The organism is Psychrobacillus sp. FJAT-21963, from assembly GCF_001420585.1.
Taxonomy (GTDB): Bacteria; Bacillota; Bacilli; order Bacillales_A; family Planococcaceae; genus Psychrobacillus.
The window spans coordinates 288,558-305,419 of sequence record NZ_LJIY01000001.1 but is presented as its reverse complement, the minus strand read 5'-3'; the positions used below and the strand labels follow the sequence as shown (position 1 = coordinate 305,419).

18 protein-coding genes are annotated in these 16,862 nt (G+C 33.4%); 17 read left to right on the top strand and 1 reads right to left on the bottom strand.

All coding sequences use genetic code 11. The features are described from left to right. Positions 1-5 precede the first annotated feature (5 nt). From flgL to AN959_RS01380, 15 genes are all read left to right on the top strand, one after another. Positions 6-929 carry a flagellar hook-associated protein FlgL gene (gene flgL, locus AN959_RS01450; RefSeq protein WP_056827667.1) on the top strand — a complete coding sequence of 308 codons (924 nt, stop codon included), beginning with the start codon at positions 6-8 and terminating at the stop codon, positions 927-929. A gap of 53 nt (positions 930-982) precedes the next feature. Then, entirely contained in the window at positions 983-1,537 is a 555-nt protein-coding gene (locus tag AN959_RS01445; protein WP_056827665.1) for a DUF6470 family protein, read from the top strand. Positions 1,538-1,549: 12 nt separating this feature from the next. Then, the gene (gene fliW, locus AN959_RS01440) at positions 1,550-1,984 is read left to right on the top strand and encodes a flagellar assembly protein FliW (RefSeq protein WP_056827662.1); all 435 of its coding nucleotides are present in this window, start codon (positions 1,550-1,552) and stop codon (positions 1,982-1,984) included. Continuing rightward, positions 1,984-2,208, top strand: coding sequence for a carbon storage regulator CsrA (csrA, locus tag AN959_RS01435; RefSeq protein ID WP_056827660.1), 225 nt, complete (start codon positions 1,984-1,986; stop codon positions 2,206-2,208). The genes fliW and csrA overlap by 1 nt, the downstream gene beginning before the upstream one ends. Before the next feature lie 136 nt (positions 2,209-2,344). Further along, positions 2,345-3,157 carry a flagellin gene (locus AN959_RS01430; protein WP_056827658.1) on the top strand — a complete coding sequence of 271 codons (813 nt, stop codon included), beginning with the start codon at positions 2,345-2,347 and terminating at the stop codon, positions 3,155-3,157. A 142-nt stretch (positions 3,158-3,299) separates the two neighbouring features. Continuing rightward, positions 3,300-5,009, top strand: a complete 1,710-nt coding sequence (locus tag AN959_RS01425; protein ID WP_056827656.1) for a motility associated factor glycosyltransferase family protein — start codon at positions 3,300-3,302, stop codon at positions 5,007-5,009. Continuing rightward, complete coding sequence (locus tag AN959_RS01420; protein ID WP_056827654.1) at positions 5,002-5,352, top strand: hypothetical protein; 351 nt, start codon at positions 5,002-5,004, stop codon at positions 5,350-5,352. Before AN959_RS01425 ends, AN959_RS01420 begins: the two co-directional genes overlap by 8 nt. After that, positions 5,349-6,554 carry a motility associated factor glycosyltransferase family protein gene (locus AN959_RS01415; protein WP_056827652.1) on the top strand — a complete coding sequence of 402 codons (1,206 nt, stop codon included), beginning with the start codon at positions 5,349-5,351 and terminating at the stop codon, positions 6,552-6,554. Before AN959_RS01420 ends, AN959_RS01415 begins: the two co-directional genes overlap by 4 nt. A gap of 65 nt (positions 6,555-6,619) precedes the next feature. Next, positions 6,620-7,621 carry an NAD-dependent 4,6-dehydratase LegB gene (locus AN959_RS01410; RefSeq protein WP_056827650.1) on the top strand — a complete coding sequence of 334 codons (1,002 nt, stop codon included), beginning with the start codon at positions 6,620-6,622 and terminating at the stop codon, positions 7,619-7,621. Next, a complete protein-coding gene (locus tag AN959_RS01405) occupies positions 7,618-8,772 on the top strand; it encodes a LegC family aminotransferase (protein WP_056827648.1) in 1,155 nt (384 codons plus the stop codon). The genes AN959_RS01410 and AN959_RS01405 overlap by 4 nt, the downstream gene beginning before the upstream one ends. A gap of 3 nt (positions 8,773-8,775) precedes the next feature. Continuing rightward, complete coding sequence (gene neuC, locus AN959_RS01400; RefSeq protein ID WP_056827646.1) at positions 8,776-9,903, top strand: UDP-N-acetylglucosamine 2-epimerase; 1,128 nt, start codon at positions 8,776-8,778, stop codon at positions 9,901-9,903. Further along, a complete protein-coding gene (gene neuB / locus AN959_RS01395; protein WP_056827644.1) occupies positions 9,900-10,979 on the top strand; it encodes an N-acetylneuraminate synthase in 1,080 nt (359 codons plus the stop codon). The genes neuC and neuB overlap by 4 nt, the downstream gene beginning before the upstream one ends. Further along, on the top strand, positions 10,969-11,595 hold the full coding sequence (locus AN959_RS01390; RefSeq protein ID WP_056827642.1) for an acetyltransferase: 627 nt from the start codon (positions 10,969-10,971) through the stop codon (positions 11,593-11,595). Before neuB ends, AN959_RS01390 begins: the two co-directional genes overlap by 11 nt. 3 nt (positions 11,596-11,598) lie before the next feature. Further along, entirely contained in the window at positions 11,599-12,648 is a 1,050-nt protein-coding gene (locus AN959_RS01385; protein WP_056827640.1) for a nucleotidyltransferase family protein, read from the top strand. Next, positions 12,645-13,328, top strand: a complete 684-nt coding sequence (locus tag AN959_RS01380; RefSeq protein ID WP_056827638.1) for a cytidylyltransferase domain-containing protein — start codon at positions 12,645-12,647, stop codon at positions 13,326-13,328. The genes AN959_RS01385 and AN959_RS01380 overlap by 4 nt, the downstream gene beginning before the upstream one ends. A 106-nt stretch (positions 13,329-13,434) precedes the next feature. On the opposite strand, the gene AN959_RS01375 is transcribed toward AN959_RS01380, so the two are convergent. After that, positions 13,435-14,244 (bottom strand): flagellin, encoded by an 810-nt coding sequence (locus AN959_RS01375; RefSeq protein ID WP_056827635.1) that lies wholly within the window; start codon positions 14,242-14,244, stop codon positions 13,435-13,437. A gap of 143 nt (positions 14,245-14,387) precedes the next feature. On the opposite strand from AN959_RS01375, the gene AN959_RS01370 reads away from it, so the two are divergent. Both AN959_RS01370 and fliD read left to right on the top strand, forming a co-directional pair. Continuing rightward, positions 14,388-14,768 (top strand): flagellar protein FlaG, encoded by a 381-nt coding sequence (locus AN959_RS01370; protein ID WP_056827632.1) that lies wholly within the window; start codon positions 14,388-14,390, stop codon positions 14,766-14,768. A 13-nt stretch (positions 14,769-14,781) separates the two neighbouring features. After that, positions 14,782-16,854 carry a flagellar filament capping protein FliD gene (gene fliD / locus AN959_RS01365; protein WP_056827631.1) on the top strand — a complete coding sequence of 691 codons (2,073 nt, stop codon included), beginning with the start codon at positions 14,782-14,784 and terminating at the stop codon, positions 16,852-16,854. The last annotated feature ends 8 nt before the right edge of the window (positions 16,855-16,862 follow it).

The following is a 16,862-nucleotide window of genomic DNA, read 5'->3' as shown; positions in this document are numbered from 1 at the left end:
TAAACATGCGCGTTACCCAATCAATGCTTTCAAATAATATGCTTCGTAACTTAACAAATAGCTATAGTAAAATGGGAACACTGCAAGAACAGTTAAACTCGGGAAAAAAGATTACAAGACCTTCACAAGATCCGGTAGTAGCGATAAAAGGTATTGGTTATCGTACTGATTTAGGTAAAGTAGAACAATATCAGCGTAATCTTGGAGAGGTTAACAACTGGCTAGATAGCTCTGATGATGCATTAGATAAAGTAGGAATTGCCTTAAGACGGGTACAAGAACTCGTTACACAAGCATCAACTGATTCAATTACACCTGAGGATCGTGAAAAAATTGAAAAAGAAATTACTCAAATTAAAGAGCAAATTCGAGACATGGGTAATACAAAAGTTGGCGATAAGTATATTTTTAGTGGTACCAAAACATTAGAACCTTTATTTACAGATACAACTCTAGCAGGTGAAGCAATTGTGGCACCTGGAAATACTTATCCCGCAGACTCTACCATTTCAGCCTATGAAACTTCTGTTAACATTGAAGTATACGATGGAGTTCAAATTACTGTAAACACTAACGGATATGACATTTTTAGTAAAATCGATGAGATGATGATAAACTTAGAAGCAGATTTGAAAGATCCAACAAAGGCGGGATCTGACTTTGGTCCCTATCTATCAACTATAAGTGATAATCAAAATCTTGTTTTAGGAGCACGTGCAGATATTGGTGCTCGTCAAAATAGAGTTGAAATGATGGAAAATAGACTTGGAACACAAGAAGTAATTGTAACAAAACAGTTATCTAATAATGAAGACATTGATTATGAAAAGGCTATTACTGAATTAATAACTCAAGAATCAATTCACAGTGCTGCACTTTCTGTTGGTGCACGCATTATTCAACCATCATTAATAGATTTTTTAAGATAATAAAAAAGCGTTTGGACAACTTGTTCAAACGCTTTCTTTAAAGGATGAGAACTATGAGAATTCCACAAATCCAAATACAAACTACAAAAGCTCAACTCGGATTAAAAATAGAGAAACCACAACAGCATATCGAACAACCAAAAGCTGATTTACAAATTAAACAATCAGCAGCTGAGGTAACTATCAGAACTACAAATGGTCAATTGAATATTGATTCATCACAAGCGAGAAGAGATTTGGGATTAATAGGACCATTAGAATCTAGTCGTAATTATGCTCAAAAGGGGAAGCAAGCCGTGCTTGCAGGTATTGCTAGACGTGCAAGAGAAGGAGAACAACTAGCTAGTATTGAAAACGGTGGAAATGCAATTCAAGCTATTGCTGCTTCAAAGGCAACTCCTCAAAAAAAAGCACTTGGTATTAAATTTGTTCCATCTATTGGATCTGTCAAAACCACTTATACTCCAGCTAGTATAGACATAAATGTGCAAACAAATAAAGCTCAAATTAGCGCTACTGTTAATAAACCAATTCACAACTATACACAAGGTAAAGTATCGGGCTATATGATGCAGTACCCTTCAATAGAAATAGACGTAATTGTCTAAAAGGAGCTAACTATGAATATTGAAACTAAATTTCTAGGAGAAGTTACAATTGAAGATAAGGAAATTATTCATTTTCCTTACGGATTGCCGGGATTTGAAGATATAACAGAGTTTGTTATTCTGCCATTAGAAAAAGATTCTCCTTTTGCTATTCTACAATCTATCAAACAACAAGAGATAGGCTTCGTTATAGCTCTACCATTTGTCTTTAAGCAAGACTATGCATTCGATGTTATGGAAGAAGACAAAGAAGAATTGAAAATAGAGACACCAGAAGATTTAATCACCTATTCAATTGTTACTTTAAAAGAACCTTTTAATAATTCGACATTAAACTTACAAGCCCCAGTATTAATCAATCACAAACAAAAGATTGCTAAACAACTTGTATTGCAAGATGCAAATATTTATCCATTACGATTCCCTATCGAAGGGAGCAATTTTTAATGCTTGTACTTTCACGAAAAAAAGATGAATCAATCATGATAGGGGATCAAATTGAACTAAAAATATTAAGTATAGACGGAGACCAAGTAAAACTAGGGATTGTTGCTCCAAAAAATATCAAAGTCTACCGGTCTGAAGTATACGAAAGTATACAAAATCAAAACAAAGAGTCATTGAATGTGTCTAAATCATTAATTGAGCAAATTTCTAAAAAAAATCTTTAATAACTATTAAACATTTCCAAAAAAGTACGATACTATTAATGTAAGGCAGAAATGGGGCGGCCGACCTTATACTGCTAAACATATTCCACAAGGATGTGGGAATTAATTAAAACAAAATTCAAGGAGGAATCTCAAAATGAGAATTCAACACAATATTTCAGCATTAAATACACACAGAAACTTAACAGCTAACCAAGGTTCAACTGCTAAAAACTTAGAAAAACTTTCTTCAGGTTTCAAAATCAACCGCGCTGGAGACGATGCTGCTGGTCTTGCAATCTCTGAAAAAATGCGTGGACAAATTCGCGGTCTTGACATGGCTACTAAAAATGCACAAGACTCAATTTCATTAATTCAAACTGCTGAAGGTGCTCTTAACGAAACACACTCTATTCTTCAACGTATGCGTGAATTAGCTGTACAATCATCTAATGATACAAATGTAACATCAGACCGTAAAGCAATCCAATCAGAAATTGATGCTTTAGCATCTGAAATTACTCGTATCGCTGAAAATACTGAATTCAACACTCAAAATTTACTAGGTGGGTCTTTCACTGCTAAAGTATTCCATATAGGAGCTAATGAAGGACAATCAATTACTTTAAGTATTTCAACAATGGATGCAGCAGCTTTAAGCGTAGATTCATTAACATTATCTACTCAAACAGGTGCTGATGCAGCTATCACTAAAATTAATGATGCAATTGAAACAGTTTCAACACAACGTTCAGCATTAGGTGCAGTTCAAAACCGTCTTGAACATACCATTAACAACTTAGGGGCAACTTCTGAGAATTTAACTGCTGCTGAATCTCGTATTCGTGACGTAGACATGGCTAAAGAAATGATGGCATTTACTAAAAATAACATTTTAATGCAAGCTTCTCAATCTATGCTTGCTCAAGCTAATCAGCAACCACAAGGTGTTCTTCAATTACTACAATAATCATAACTAAAAAAGACTGGATTCCTATTTGGAATTCAGTTTTTTTTTATACACTAAAGATTTTGTATAGAGTTCAATAATTAAACATAATATTTACTTTATCTCCAGTCAAATTTGTCGATAGAAAACGAGAGGTGTAATTATGGAAAAAGAATTTGAAATTGAAAAAATAGTTACTAAGTCTGGAGTTTTTACCGTTAAAGTAAATGATTATTACTTGCATAGTAAATATGATCCTGATAAAGAAGCAAAGCAATTATGCGAAAAAAACTTTAAACCAAATAATTTTCATATTCTTTTTGGTTATGGATTGGGATATTTCGCTAACGCTTTATTTGAGAAAATGGGTACTTACGAAGAAATGTTGGTGATTGATCCGTTATATGATTTAATTAATGATGGAAAAGATTCAAGAGTAACTGTAATAAAAGATATAGAAGGAGAATTATTCAAGAAAATTATTATTACTAAGATCGCAAAGTTTAATAGAAGGATACATATGATTCAATCACCTAATTACGACAAAATATTGAACAATTCATACAAACTTGTTCTAGATATTATTAATGAACAGGCTAAATTGAATCGCATTAATGAAAATACAATTCGTTTTTTTGCTGAAGATTGGCAGAAAAACTATCTATTTAATTTATATAATGCAGTCGGAGATAAATCCCTTTTTGATATAAAAGGGAAATATGATCTTCCAGTTGTTATTGCCTCAGGTGGTCCATCTTTGTCAAAACAATTACCTTTATTAAATACAATTAAAGACAAAATAATAATTATAGCTGCTGGATCTACAATTAATACATTACTAAGTTCTAATATAGTTCCTGATTTTGTTGTGTCTGTTGATGGATCATTAGCAAACTATAACCATTTTAAAGATATACATACTAAACAAACAACTTATATTTATAGTTTAACTAGCCACTATGGAATCCGGGAAAGTTTCGAAAACCCAGCTTACTTATTTAATTCCTTTGGAAAAGATAAAATGAAGAACCATTTCGAAAAGCTAACTTCTATAGAGCTTCCAGAAATTGCTGGTGGGGGATCTGTTGCTAACTTTGCTTTTACAATTGCAACTTTTATTACAACCGGTCCAATTGCAATTATTGGTCAGGACTTAGCTTACACTGATAATAAAACTCATGCTGAAAACAATAAAAATCATAGAATCATCGATGAAGAATATAAAAAAGCTAGGGGAATGTTTCTTACAGAAGGATATTTTAAAGATGAAGTATTAACAGATTATACATTTCTCTCAATGAAGGAAAGTTTTGAGGGGCTACTTAGTATCGTAGGAAAAGATAGGGATATTTATAATTGTACAGAGGGAGGGGTTAATCTAAAGGGGTTTAATAAATTGTCTTTTAAAGATTTTTGTAAAATCTATATTAAAAATGAACCAGTTAAAAAGGTTATCCCAAATGACAATGTTAAACATAATAGAACAAATCTTTTGGTAAAAATGAAGAGTGAATTAAAAATATACCATAAAATAAGAAATAATTTAGTTGAGAGTCTTTACATCCTAAAGTCAAATAAATCTGATAGTCTATTTTTAGAAAATACACTAAGAAATTTAAATAAAAATGATGAGGTATTGAAAAAGTTAATTGAAGAAGTTTCAATGATTAGTATTTTAGATCCTATTACAATTAGTATTCAAAATAATTTTCTGCCTTCTCCCAATGAGTCTTCTAAAGACGCATACAATAGAGTATACAATCAAAATAAAGAACTTTATAGTAGGCTAATTAATGCACTTGATTTAACTGTAGGATATACAGAAGAATTAATTATAAAAATTGAAAAAAATGAGGTTATAAAAAATGGATAAACTTATTAAAGAGACAAAGTGTAGTTATAATGAATATATTAAGAAGTTACCTGTAGGATGCCAAAAGATAGCAGACGATATTAGAACAGATAATTTGCCTGTTGCTTTGAAAAGTATTCTAGAATTTAGTGAGGGTACAAGTTGGTTAATAGAAGCGAATAGACTATTAGAGAAGAATTCTATTTCCAACCCCCTTAAACCTGAAAAAATAAATGAGTTTTTAAATGAAATTAACAATGGTTTAGAAATACAAGATTTTGTTTTAGTAGCAGACATGTTTGAATATGAAATTAAACCTTTTTTTGAAGAGTGTTCTTTGTATGAAATTAGTGAATTGAAATGAAATTTGAAGTGAAAATTGCAAAAAATGGCGAGTATACTCTCTCTCTTAATAACATTAACATTTATAGTACTTATAATCCGAGGCAAGATGCAAAAAAATTTATTCTTCAAGAGTATGATGAGAATGCTGAAGGATATTTTCTGATTGGACTTGGGTTAGGCTATCATCTAGAACAGTTAGTAACTTTAAACTCGAAGAAAAAAATAGAAGTTTTAATATTAGATGAGAAAGAAATAGATTTTTTTTACCAATTTTCTTCTAATGCTCAAATTATTTCAGCTGAAAATGTTCAATTAATTAAAGATTGGAAAGTGAAATCTCATCTTTTAAACTATCAATTATTCATTCCCTTACCTATAATGAAAGCTTTAGGACATGAACATAGTTTGTATCATTATTTGGAAGATATAAAGATAAATCAGATGAGCCACAAAAGATTTGAATCACTGTTGGAGGAAAACTTTAGATATAATATTATGAATGGCGACTCCTCAATTAACATTTGGCATGAAAAATTCCAAGGAGAATCAGCTTTTTTAGTTTCAGCTGGTCCATCTTTAGAAGACACATTGATTACTTTAGAGAAAGTACAAAAACAAGGGTTTGTACTTTGTGTGGGTTCTGCTTTGAACGTATTATTAGCTAAAAATATTATTCCTAATGCTATTATAATTACAGATCCTTCCCCACTTGTAGTAAAACAAATATCGGAATCTAATTACAAGGGTATTCTATTTTATCTTGCTACTGCGAATTATGAAATGACTTTAAGACACACAGGTAATAGATTTATAATGTTTCAAAAAGGATATTTTCTCTCAGAAGAGTTTGCCAAGAACAATGTTCTAACTGTTTTGGAAACAGGTGGTTCTGTAGCTACAACTGCACTATCCTTACTTGAGTATATGGGATTTAAAAGCGTTTATTTATTTGGACAGGACTTTGGGTTTAAAGGTACTAATACACATGCTGTTAACTCAACCTCAAATAATAGTTTTAGAGATACTACTAAATTTCGAAAAGTAATTGCAAATAGCGGAGAATACCTAAGTACACGGGCTGATTTAAACAGCTTTAGGAGATGGTTTGAGCGTAAAGTATCAAAAACAAATTTAGAAATTTTCAATACTGCATGGAAAGGAGCTAGAATTGAAGGGGTTCCTTATATTGATAATGAAGAATTGTTAGATAGATTGATGTAAAAAACTGTTCAAATAAGAAGAAAATAAAATATTTTTTTTAGGTGAAAAGTAAAGGAGCAGTATTGATGTCAAAAAAAATCCTAGTAACTGGTGCTGATGGTTTCATTGGCTCACATTTAACAGAAGCTCTTGTTACACAAGGCTATGATGTTCGAGCATTTGTATATTATAATTCATTCAATTCGTGGGGATGGCTTGATCAATCTCCATTGGAGATTAAAAAGAATTTAGATGTTTTCGCTGGGGATATTCGCGATCCACATGGAGTAAAAGAAGCAATGAAAGGGTGTACACACGTTTTACACTTAGCTTCACTTATTGCCATACCCTACTCTTATCACTCACCAGACACCTATGTAGATACAAATATTAAGGGTACGCTTAATATTGTTCAAGCAGCAAGAGAATTAGATATAGAGAAAGTAGTGCAGACTTCTACAAGTGAAGTTTATGGAACAGCATTATATGTTCCGATTGATGAAGAGCATCCACTTCAAGGACAATCACCGTATTCCGCATCCAAAATTGGTGCTGATCAAATGGCATTGTCTTTTTATCGTTCTTTTAATACCCCAGTGTCGATTATACGTCCATTTAATACGTATGGACCTAGACAATCAGCAAGAGCTGTTATACCTACTATTATTAGCCAGGTCGCTTCAGGAAAATCAACAATAAAATTAGGGGCTATTAGTCCTACTCGTGATTTTAACTATGTCAAAGATACAATAAGTGGTTTTATTTCTGTAATGAATAGTGAAAAATCTATTGGTGAAGTGATAAATATTGGCTCAAATTATGAGGTTTCAATCGGTGAGACTGCTGAAATGATTGCTGATATTATGAATGTGAACTTGAAAATTGAAACAGATGAACTGCGATTAAGACCAGAAAAAAGTGAAGTTGAACGTTTATGGGCTGAAAATAAAAAAGCAAAAGAATTGCTTGGATGGGAGCCATCTTTTGGAGGAAAAGATGGTTTTAAAAGAGGTTTGGAAGAGACGATTAAATGGTTTACGAAGCCTGAAAATCTATCTTCGTTTAAAACGGATGTGTATAACATATGAGAAACGAATGGTTTTCTTTTACTTCTGAAGTAAAAAAGATGTATGAAAAAGATTTTGTAGCACTTCACGAACCTACTTTTACAGAAGTTGAAGTGGATTATGTGACAGATTGTATCAAATCAGGTTGGGTATCATCAGTTGGTAAATATGTAGAGCGTTTTGAAAAAGAATTGGCTGAATTTACTGGTGTTAAACGAGCAATTGCAGTAGTTAATGGAACTGCAGCCCTTCATATAGCATTAAAAGTTGTCGGTGTAAAAGCAGAGGATGAAGTGTTTATGCCTTCATTAACTTTTGTTGCTACAGCTAATGCAGTTTCATATTTAGGAGCAGTTCCTCATTTTGTAGATGTTTCTGAAAATACGTTAGGGATTGATCCCGTAAAATTAGAGGATCATATTTTAAGGATTGGTGACTTTAAAGGGAATCACCTTATTAATAAGGAAACTGGTAGAATTATTCGAGCAGTTGTACCAATGCATACTTTTGGGCATCCAGTAGAGATAGATGAGCTACAGGTAATTTGCAAAAAATATAACTTGATACTAATTGAAGATGCTGCTGAATCCCTTGGATCGTATTATAAAGGAAAACATACAGGAAGTTTCGGAAAAGTGAGTGCTCTTAGCTTCAATGGCAATAAAATCATTACAACCGGTGGCGGAGGAGCAATCTTGACGAATGATGAGGACATCGCTGATTATGCAAAGCATATAACAACCACAGCAAAAATTCCCCATCGTTGGGCATATAACCATGATGAAATAGGCTACAACTATCGTTTACCAAATATAAATGCTGCACTAGGGTGTGCACAACTTGAAAAAATGCATAATTTTATAGAGCACAAAAGAAAGATTACATCTTACTATGAAAAACTTGTCAAAAATATTGCTGGTGTTCAATTATTTAAAGAGCCTGAACATACAAAAAGTAATTATTGGTTGCAAACGTTAATACTAGACCATACCTATAATAGAGATGAAGTACTAGATTTTTTAAACGAACAAGGTGTAATGAGTCGGCCTATTTGGACACCACTCCATCTGCTGACACCATATTCTAATATGCCAACAGCAAATTTATCAATTACTGACGATTTAAATAGTCTTATAATAAATATTCCAAGCACACCGTTAAGAGAGGTGTAGTAAATGAAAAAAAAAATTTGCATTGTGACAGGAACACGTGCTGAGTATGGTTTGCTTTCCAATTTAATGAAAGCTATTAAAGAGTCTAAGGATTTTGAATTACAATTAGTAGTAACCGGAATGCATTTATCTCCAGAGTTTGGTTTAACATACAAAGAAATTGAAGAGGATGGCTTTTTAATTAATGATAAAGTTGAAATGTTAATGTCTTCTGATACTTCTATTGGAATTTCTAAGGCAATTGGATTGGGGATAATTGGTTTTACAGATGTATTCCAACGGTTACAACCGGATTTATTAATATTACTTGGTGATCGTTTCGAAATGTTGTCTGCTGCTCAAACCGCGTTAGTAATGCAAATACCAATTGCACACATACATGGTGGTGAGTGTACATTTGGTGCATATGACGATGCAATTAGGCACGCTATTACTAAAATGTCGACATGGCATTTTACAAGTACTGAATCACATAGAAGACGTGTCATTCAATTAGGTGAAAGTCCTGATCGGGTTTGGAATGTAGGGGCTATGGGAATTGAAAATATACTTAAGTTAAAGCTATTATCAAGAGAAGATTTATTTTTAAATTTAGGTATTCATCCAGGTAAATCGATGTTTTTGATTACTTATCATCCTGAAACTAATAATAATTCCAGTGGCATTCATGCGCTTTTAGATGCATTGAGAAATTATTCTAATGTGAATCTAGTCTTTACGAAAGCAAATGCTGATAATGGTGGCCGTTATATTAATGAAACGTTAGAAGAGTTTGTATCTAAAAATTCAAATGCTTACTTATTTGATTCACTTGGTTATCTTCGTTATTTAAGTGCTGTCAAACATGCTGATGTGGTAATTGGAAATTCATCAAGTGGTTTAATTGAAGTGCCATATTTACATACTCCAACTGTAAATTGTGGAGAACGACAGGCAGGAAGAGAAAGACCGACATCTGTATTTGACACAGAATTAAGTGAAAACTCAATTGTAAATTCTATTACTGAAGCATTAGCATTTAATAATCATTATGAGTACATATTTGGGAATGGACAAGTAACGGAGAAAATTCTAGAGCAATTAAGAAAGTTGCCTGTTTTTTTTATAAAAAAGGAGTTTTATGATTTATGAGTCAATCTATATATATTATTGCTGAAGCAGGAGTAAATCATAACGGTTCTTTTGAAATGGCGAAGAAATTGGTAAAAATAGCTAAGGATTCTGGTGTAGATGCAGTTAAATTTCAAACATTTAAAGCAAAAAATTTAGTCACAAAAATAGCAAAGCAAGCAGATTATCAAGTTGAAAATTTAGGAGAAGCAACTACTCAATATGAAATGTTGAAAGCACTTGAGCTTTCATTTGAAGAATTTAAAAGACTTAAAGATTACTGCGACTCATTAGATATCGAATTTTTATCGACACCATTTGATGTAGAAAGTGTCGATTTTTTACTAGACGAACTGCAAATACGGACAGTTAAAGTCCCTTCAGGTGAATTAACAAATACACCATTTTTACATTATATTGCTACAAAACAAAAGAAGATGATAATCTCTACTGGTATGGCAACAATGGATGATATACATGAAGCTCTTTCATTTATAGCATATGGATTATCAAAACCAAATGAGGAAGTAAAGATCGATAAGGTACACGCTTTCTATAAAACTAAGGAGGCAAAGGAGAAATTACAGCAATTTGTAACTGTTCTTCATTGTACAACAGAATACCCCGCACCATTTAAAACAATTAATCTAAACGCAATGAAGCAATTAGAAAATGAACTTCAATTACCAATTGGTTTTTCAGATCACTCCGAAGGGATTGCGGTTCCTATTGCTGCAGTTGGAGCAGGAGCTAAGTTAATAGAAAAGCATTTTACTATAGATAGACAGTTACCTGGACCTGATCATTTAGCTTCATTGGAGCCTAATGAATTACTTGAGATGGTAACAAGTATTCGAAATGTCGAGATTGCTTTAGGTAGTGGAGTAAAGGCTCCAACAAGTATTGAGTTGAGTAATCGAATTGCAGCAAGAAAAAGCTTGGTTGCAAGTAAAGATATTAAAGAAGATGATTTTTTCACAAATGAAAATTTAATGATAAAACGACCAGGGACGGGGTTAGCACCTTCCTTTTATTGGTCACTTTTAGGAACAAAAGCGAAGAAGAGCTATAAAAAGGATGATTTAATTGACATATAAACCTATCATTTTAATCGGAAATGGTGGTCATGCTTCTGTCCTAACAGAAATTTTGTTAACCCAAAGCCGCACTATACTTGGTTATACTGCACCATCACAAGAAAACAATAATTTTGGATTACGATATATTGGTCCTGATATCGCTATTCAAAATTATAATCCAAACGAAATTGAGCTAATTATAGGTATAGGTTCAGTTAATGTCTCAACTACTCGAAAATCCTTATTTGAAAGCATGAAGAATCTAGGATTTCATTTTTCAAATGTAATTCATGATAAGTCCATTCTTTCCCCATCTGTTACCCTGGGAGAAGGAGTTCAAATAATGGCAGGGAGTATTATTCAAACAAATGTCAGAGTAGGAAATAATACAATTATTAATACTGGGGCTAGTATAGATCATGACAGCGATATTGGGGAGCATGTACATATCGCACCTCGTGTAACAATATCCGGTGGAGTTAAAATTGATAATGGATGTCATGTTGGAACTGGAGCTACCCTTATTCATGGAATTACTATCGGAAATGATTGCTTAATAGGGGCAGGTGCTGTTGTAATTCATAATATTGATGCAGGAAAAAGAGCTATTGGAGTTCCCGCAAAGGAAGTGTAATTATTGAAAAAATGGCGAAATGTACTAGTTAGAGAAACTACTACTCTTTTTAATACGATGAAAATAATTGATGATTCCTCCCTCCAATTTGCCGTGGTTGTTGATGGAAATCAGCGATTACTCGGTACCGTTACGGATGGGGATATTCGAAGAGGTATCTTACGTGGTGAGGGCCTAGAGGTTGAAATTCAACAGGTGATGAATAAAACTCCTTTAACTGCTTCCGCTGGAAGGAGTCGTTCAAATTATTTAAAAACATTAAGGAGACATAAAGTAAAACAATTACCAATTATTGATGAATACGGTAAAATCGTGGATATAATTTTTGCTGATCAATCTGAAAGTGATAAAGAGTCAAACAACACTGTTATTTTAATGGTAGGTGGATTGGGATCTCGATTACGCCCATTGACTAATGATATTCCAAAACCTATGCTTCAAGTTGGAAATAAGCCAATTTTAGAAACTATTATTGAAGGGTTTAAACAGAATGGTTTTACAAATTTCATACTATCCGTTAATTATAAAAAAGAAATAATTCAAGATTATTTTCAAGATGGAGCAGCTTTTGGGGTATCAATTTCCTACATAGAAGAAGAAAAAAGAATGGGAACAGCGGGTGCGCTATCCTTATTAAATGAAAAACCTACAAGTCCAGTTTTTGTGATGAATGGGGATTTATTAACTCAAGTAAACTTTGAGCAACTTTTACAGTTTCATAAAGAATCTAATGCTATTGCAACAATGTGTGTTAGAGAGTATGAATATCAAATACCTTATGGTGTAATTGAAACAGAAGGTCAACTTTTAAAAAATATAACTGAAAAGCCTATACATCGTAGTTTTGTAAATGCTGGAATATATGTATTAAGTCCTGAGGCCTTTGATCTTATTCCGGAAAGTAAGTTTTATGATATGCCAGATTTATTTAAACAATTAATGGAAAATAATAGGGTAGTATCTGCTTTTCCGATTCGTGAATATTGGCTAGATATAGGTCGAGTAGATGATTTTGAACGGGCTAATTATGAGTATAGGGAGCGATCTCAATGAAGCCAAGTTTTTTAGCGGTTATACCTGCGCGTGGGGGCTCTAAAGGAGTCCCTAGAAAGAATGTTAGAGATTTAAATGGAAAACCTTTAATTGCATGGACTATTGAAGAAGCGAAAAAATCTCAATACATTTCCAATATAATATTGTCATCAGAGGATTCGGAAATTATAAAAGAAGCTAAGAAGTATGGATGTGAAGTACCATTTATTCGACCGATGAAACTTGCTCAAGACGATACTCCTGGAATCGATCCAGTACTACATGCAATCAATCAATGTCCTGGTTATGATTATGTAGTGTTATTACAACCTACTTCACCACTTAGAAAAGCGGAAGATATAGATGGTGCTATACAGATGCTCTTAGATAAAGGAGTAGACTATTGTGTAAGTGTAACTGAACCAGACAAATCTCCTTATTGGATGTATAAAGTTGACAATAACGGACATATGGAGCAAATTATTGACCAAGATAATTATGCTGTTAGACGTCAGGATTTACCGAATGTATTTTCCTTGAACGGTGCTGTATACGTAGCACAAATAGAAAGTTTAAAGAATACAAAGTCTTTTTTGAATGAGGAGACAGTAGCATTTAAAATGCCAAGAAGTAGATCCATGGATATCGATACAGAAGAAGACTTTTTATGGTGTGAATGGTTACTTTCAAAAAAATTATAGGTTATTAATAATCTACTAAAGTGATTCTTGAAATGGCATTGGAATTATTGATAGGTTAAAAAACACCGGATTACTCAGCGAATGCTTGTAATCTGGTGTTTAATTTTTATCCAAATAATTTTAATACATCACTAACGTTTTGGTTTGTATGTTTTATGAGTAACTCATCACCTTTTTGACGGATACCTTGTTTAACAAATTCCATCATTTCAAAAGCCATATCTGGATCACGAATTAGGGATTCCGTTTTTTGTAAGCTCAATTCCATATTAGAAACATTCTCCTTATGGTGAGATAGAGCCTCATAATCCGAACCTGTATTAGCTAAGTGGTTAGATATTGTAGATAATGCATTATCAACTTTTGCAATTAAATCTTCTGCCTCATCTCTAGTAGAAAGTTTAGCAATTTCTATCCCTAAAGAAGCAGTACTAACATTCACGGTATCAATACGCAATGTTTGACCGGCATTTGCACCAACATGTATGTATAGCGGCCGTACATCTCCAAGAATATTTTGTGTATTAAATTCCATTTTCTCAGAGGTGTCATCGATAGAGCTAAGCAGTTGGTCTAATTCCTTTTGTGCAGCAGCACGATCTTCATCTGTGATAGTATCAGTAGAAGTTTGAACAGCAAGTTCTCGTATTCTTTGCAGAACACTACTTACATGCTGGAGACCTGCGTCAGTGGACTCTAAAACAGATATGCCATCCTGCATATTCTGCTGTGCCCTTGCTAGACCTCTAATTTGTCCACGTAATGTTTCAGAGATAGATAATCCTGAAGCATTATTAGCGGCACGAGTTAATTTATCTCCACCTGAGAGCTTTTCAAGAGTTCTGGTTATTGCTGTATCATTTTTTTGATAGCGGTTTGTTGAGAAGGCTATCCATGCCTGGTTCTGTAGTTTCAATCCATTCACCTCCATGTGAATTATTTGTATTTCTTCTATATTATCGACAGAATAGATGAAAATTTTGCTAGGAACTGAAAATTTTTATAAAAAGACCGATAGTGTAAGTAAGAACATTGTGAGCATAGGGGGAAAGTTTTGGTATGCGTATAATAGCTCAATCACAAGCAAAGGATGTTGTAGTTGCTCCACAATCTAAACAAGTATCAATTCCTGAGGTTGATAAGGTAAATATAGGGGAAGATTCTTTAAAGCAAATAATGCAAGCGGAACAAAAAGCAAATGAAAAAGAAAGTTTTCCAAAAGATAAGGTGCAAAAAGCAGTAGATGCATTAAATGAATTTATGACGGTTCAAAATCGTAATTCCAAATTTGTTATGCATGATGGCTTAGATCGCTATTATGTGGAAGTAGTGGATGCGGAGACGGATGAGGTTATTCGAGAAGTGCCTCCTCGTAAATTGTTAGATGCATTTTATACGATGCAAAAATTTTTAGGAATGATTGTAGACGAGAAAATTTAGGAGGTAATTATAAATGGCAGGTATGAGAATAGGCGGATTAGCATCTGGAATGGATATAGATCAGATTGTTGGAGATTTAATGAAAGCGGAGCGTATACCACTAGATAAATTATTTCAAAAGAGAACTACATTTGAATGGCAACGCGATTCTTACCGTTCAATCAATACAAAGTTAAAGAGCTTTGATACTTATTTATTTGACAATTTCTCTTTGTCTAGCAACTTCAATAAAAAGACAGTAGAAAGTTCAAATGCTAATCTTGTAAGTGCAACCGCTACTGGTGGAGCATCTAGTAATCTTTCAATTGAAGGAGTTTCACAATTAGCGACCGCTGCAAGACAAATAGGAAATACTATTTCGACTTCAACAGGTGGAACAGCAACAGGTTCTACAAAAATGAGTGAACTTAGTGGTATTTCAGGGGACACTACCATTTCTCTTAAAGCGATACAATCAAACGGTACATTAGCTAAAGAAGCTACAAATATTGAAATTAAAGCTACAGATACTATTGATCAAGTTATTTCAAAAATAAACAATAGTAGTGCTGGAGTGTCGGCGTTATTTGAAAATGGTAAGCTATCAATTACCGCAAAAAATACAGGAGATATTAAAGGTGGAGCAGAGGTACAAGTTACTGGTGGGAATAATGTCTTTTCTGCATTAGGAATGTCTAATTCAACCGATTTAGCTACAGGAGGTACTAATGCAGTTTTCCAAGTGAATGGCATTACTACAGAACGTTCTAGTAATACTTTTACAATTTCCGGATACAATGTAACACTTAAATCCACTTTTAATGTAAAAAATACTCTTGAGGAACATGTGGCTCGATTAGAAATTGCAAAAGATCAAGCCATCCAAGATGTTGCAAATGCTCAAACAGCAAAGGATGCAGCACTTAATAATCAATCATTAAAGCAATCTGAATATGATTCGGCATTTAATGGTTTAACTTTGGACCAACAGACGTTATACTCAGATACTGTTAAGGATAACAGTGCTTTAAAAAATACTATAGCAAATCTTAGTGAAGAACATTTTCTTGAATTTAAGAATCTAACTGCTACTGAAGATGCAGATATTGATAGTTTAACTATTACAGACGAATCTAAAAAAATGTTGAAAAGCCTATCTGCTGAAGATAGAGTAGCATTACAGGGAATGAGTAATGAAGATTTTACTGCATTGAAGGATGTAGCTGTTAAGAACGTAAGTCTAGATATTGCTAATTTAGATGTTACGAGAACTACAAATGATTTAACAGCAAAAGAGGCTCTAAGAGACCAAAAGATTGAAGAATATAATTTGGCAGTTCAGCAAAATAATAATACTAGTCCAGACGCGTCTGTTCCTACAATTAATTTAACAGCCAGTTCAGACATTAATGCAATGGTTGATAAAGTAAAAGAGTTTGTCGAAAAATATAATGAACTTATTGAAGGCATGAATACCTCTCTTAAAGAAAAAAAATATCGTGATTTTCCTCCTTTAACGGATGAACAGCGAAAAGACATGTCCGAGAAAGAGCAGGAGCTTTGGGATGAAAAAGCAAAAAGTGGGTTACTTAGAAGTGATTCTATTGTAAGTGGTGGCTTGTCTGAAATGCGGAATGCTATTTACGGTCGTGTTGGAATCGAGGATAATATAATTGACACACTTGCTGAAATGGGAGTAACTACTTCAAATTCATACTCTGATGGTGGTAAACTAGTTATCAATGAAGAAAAGCTGCGAAAAGCATTAACTGAAAATCCAGATCAAGTGGTAAAAACACTTACCCAGTCAGGAGAAAAGGCTACTGATACTTCAGCGGACACTAGAGGAATCGTTCAGCGTTTGCGTGATTCTATGAAAGAATTCACTCTAAATATTGAGAAAAAAGCAGGGAAAGCTAGTTCTACTGACCAACAATATTCTATTGGAAAAAGTTTGATTGATACGAACTCACGTATTTCAAACTTTCAACGTAGACTAGAAGATATTGAGTCACGCTACTGGAGACAATTCACTGCAATGGAGCAAGCAATATCTAAAGCTAACCAGCAGTCTGCTTTCTTAATGGGACAATCGACAGGCCAATAATGGATTTT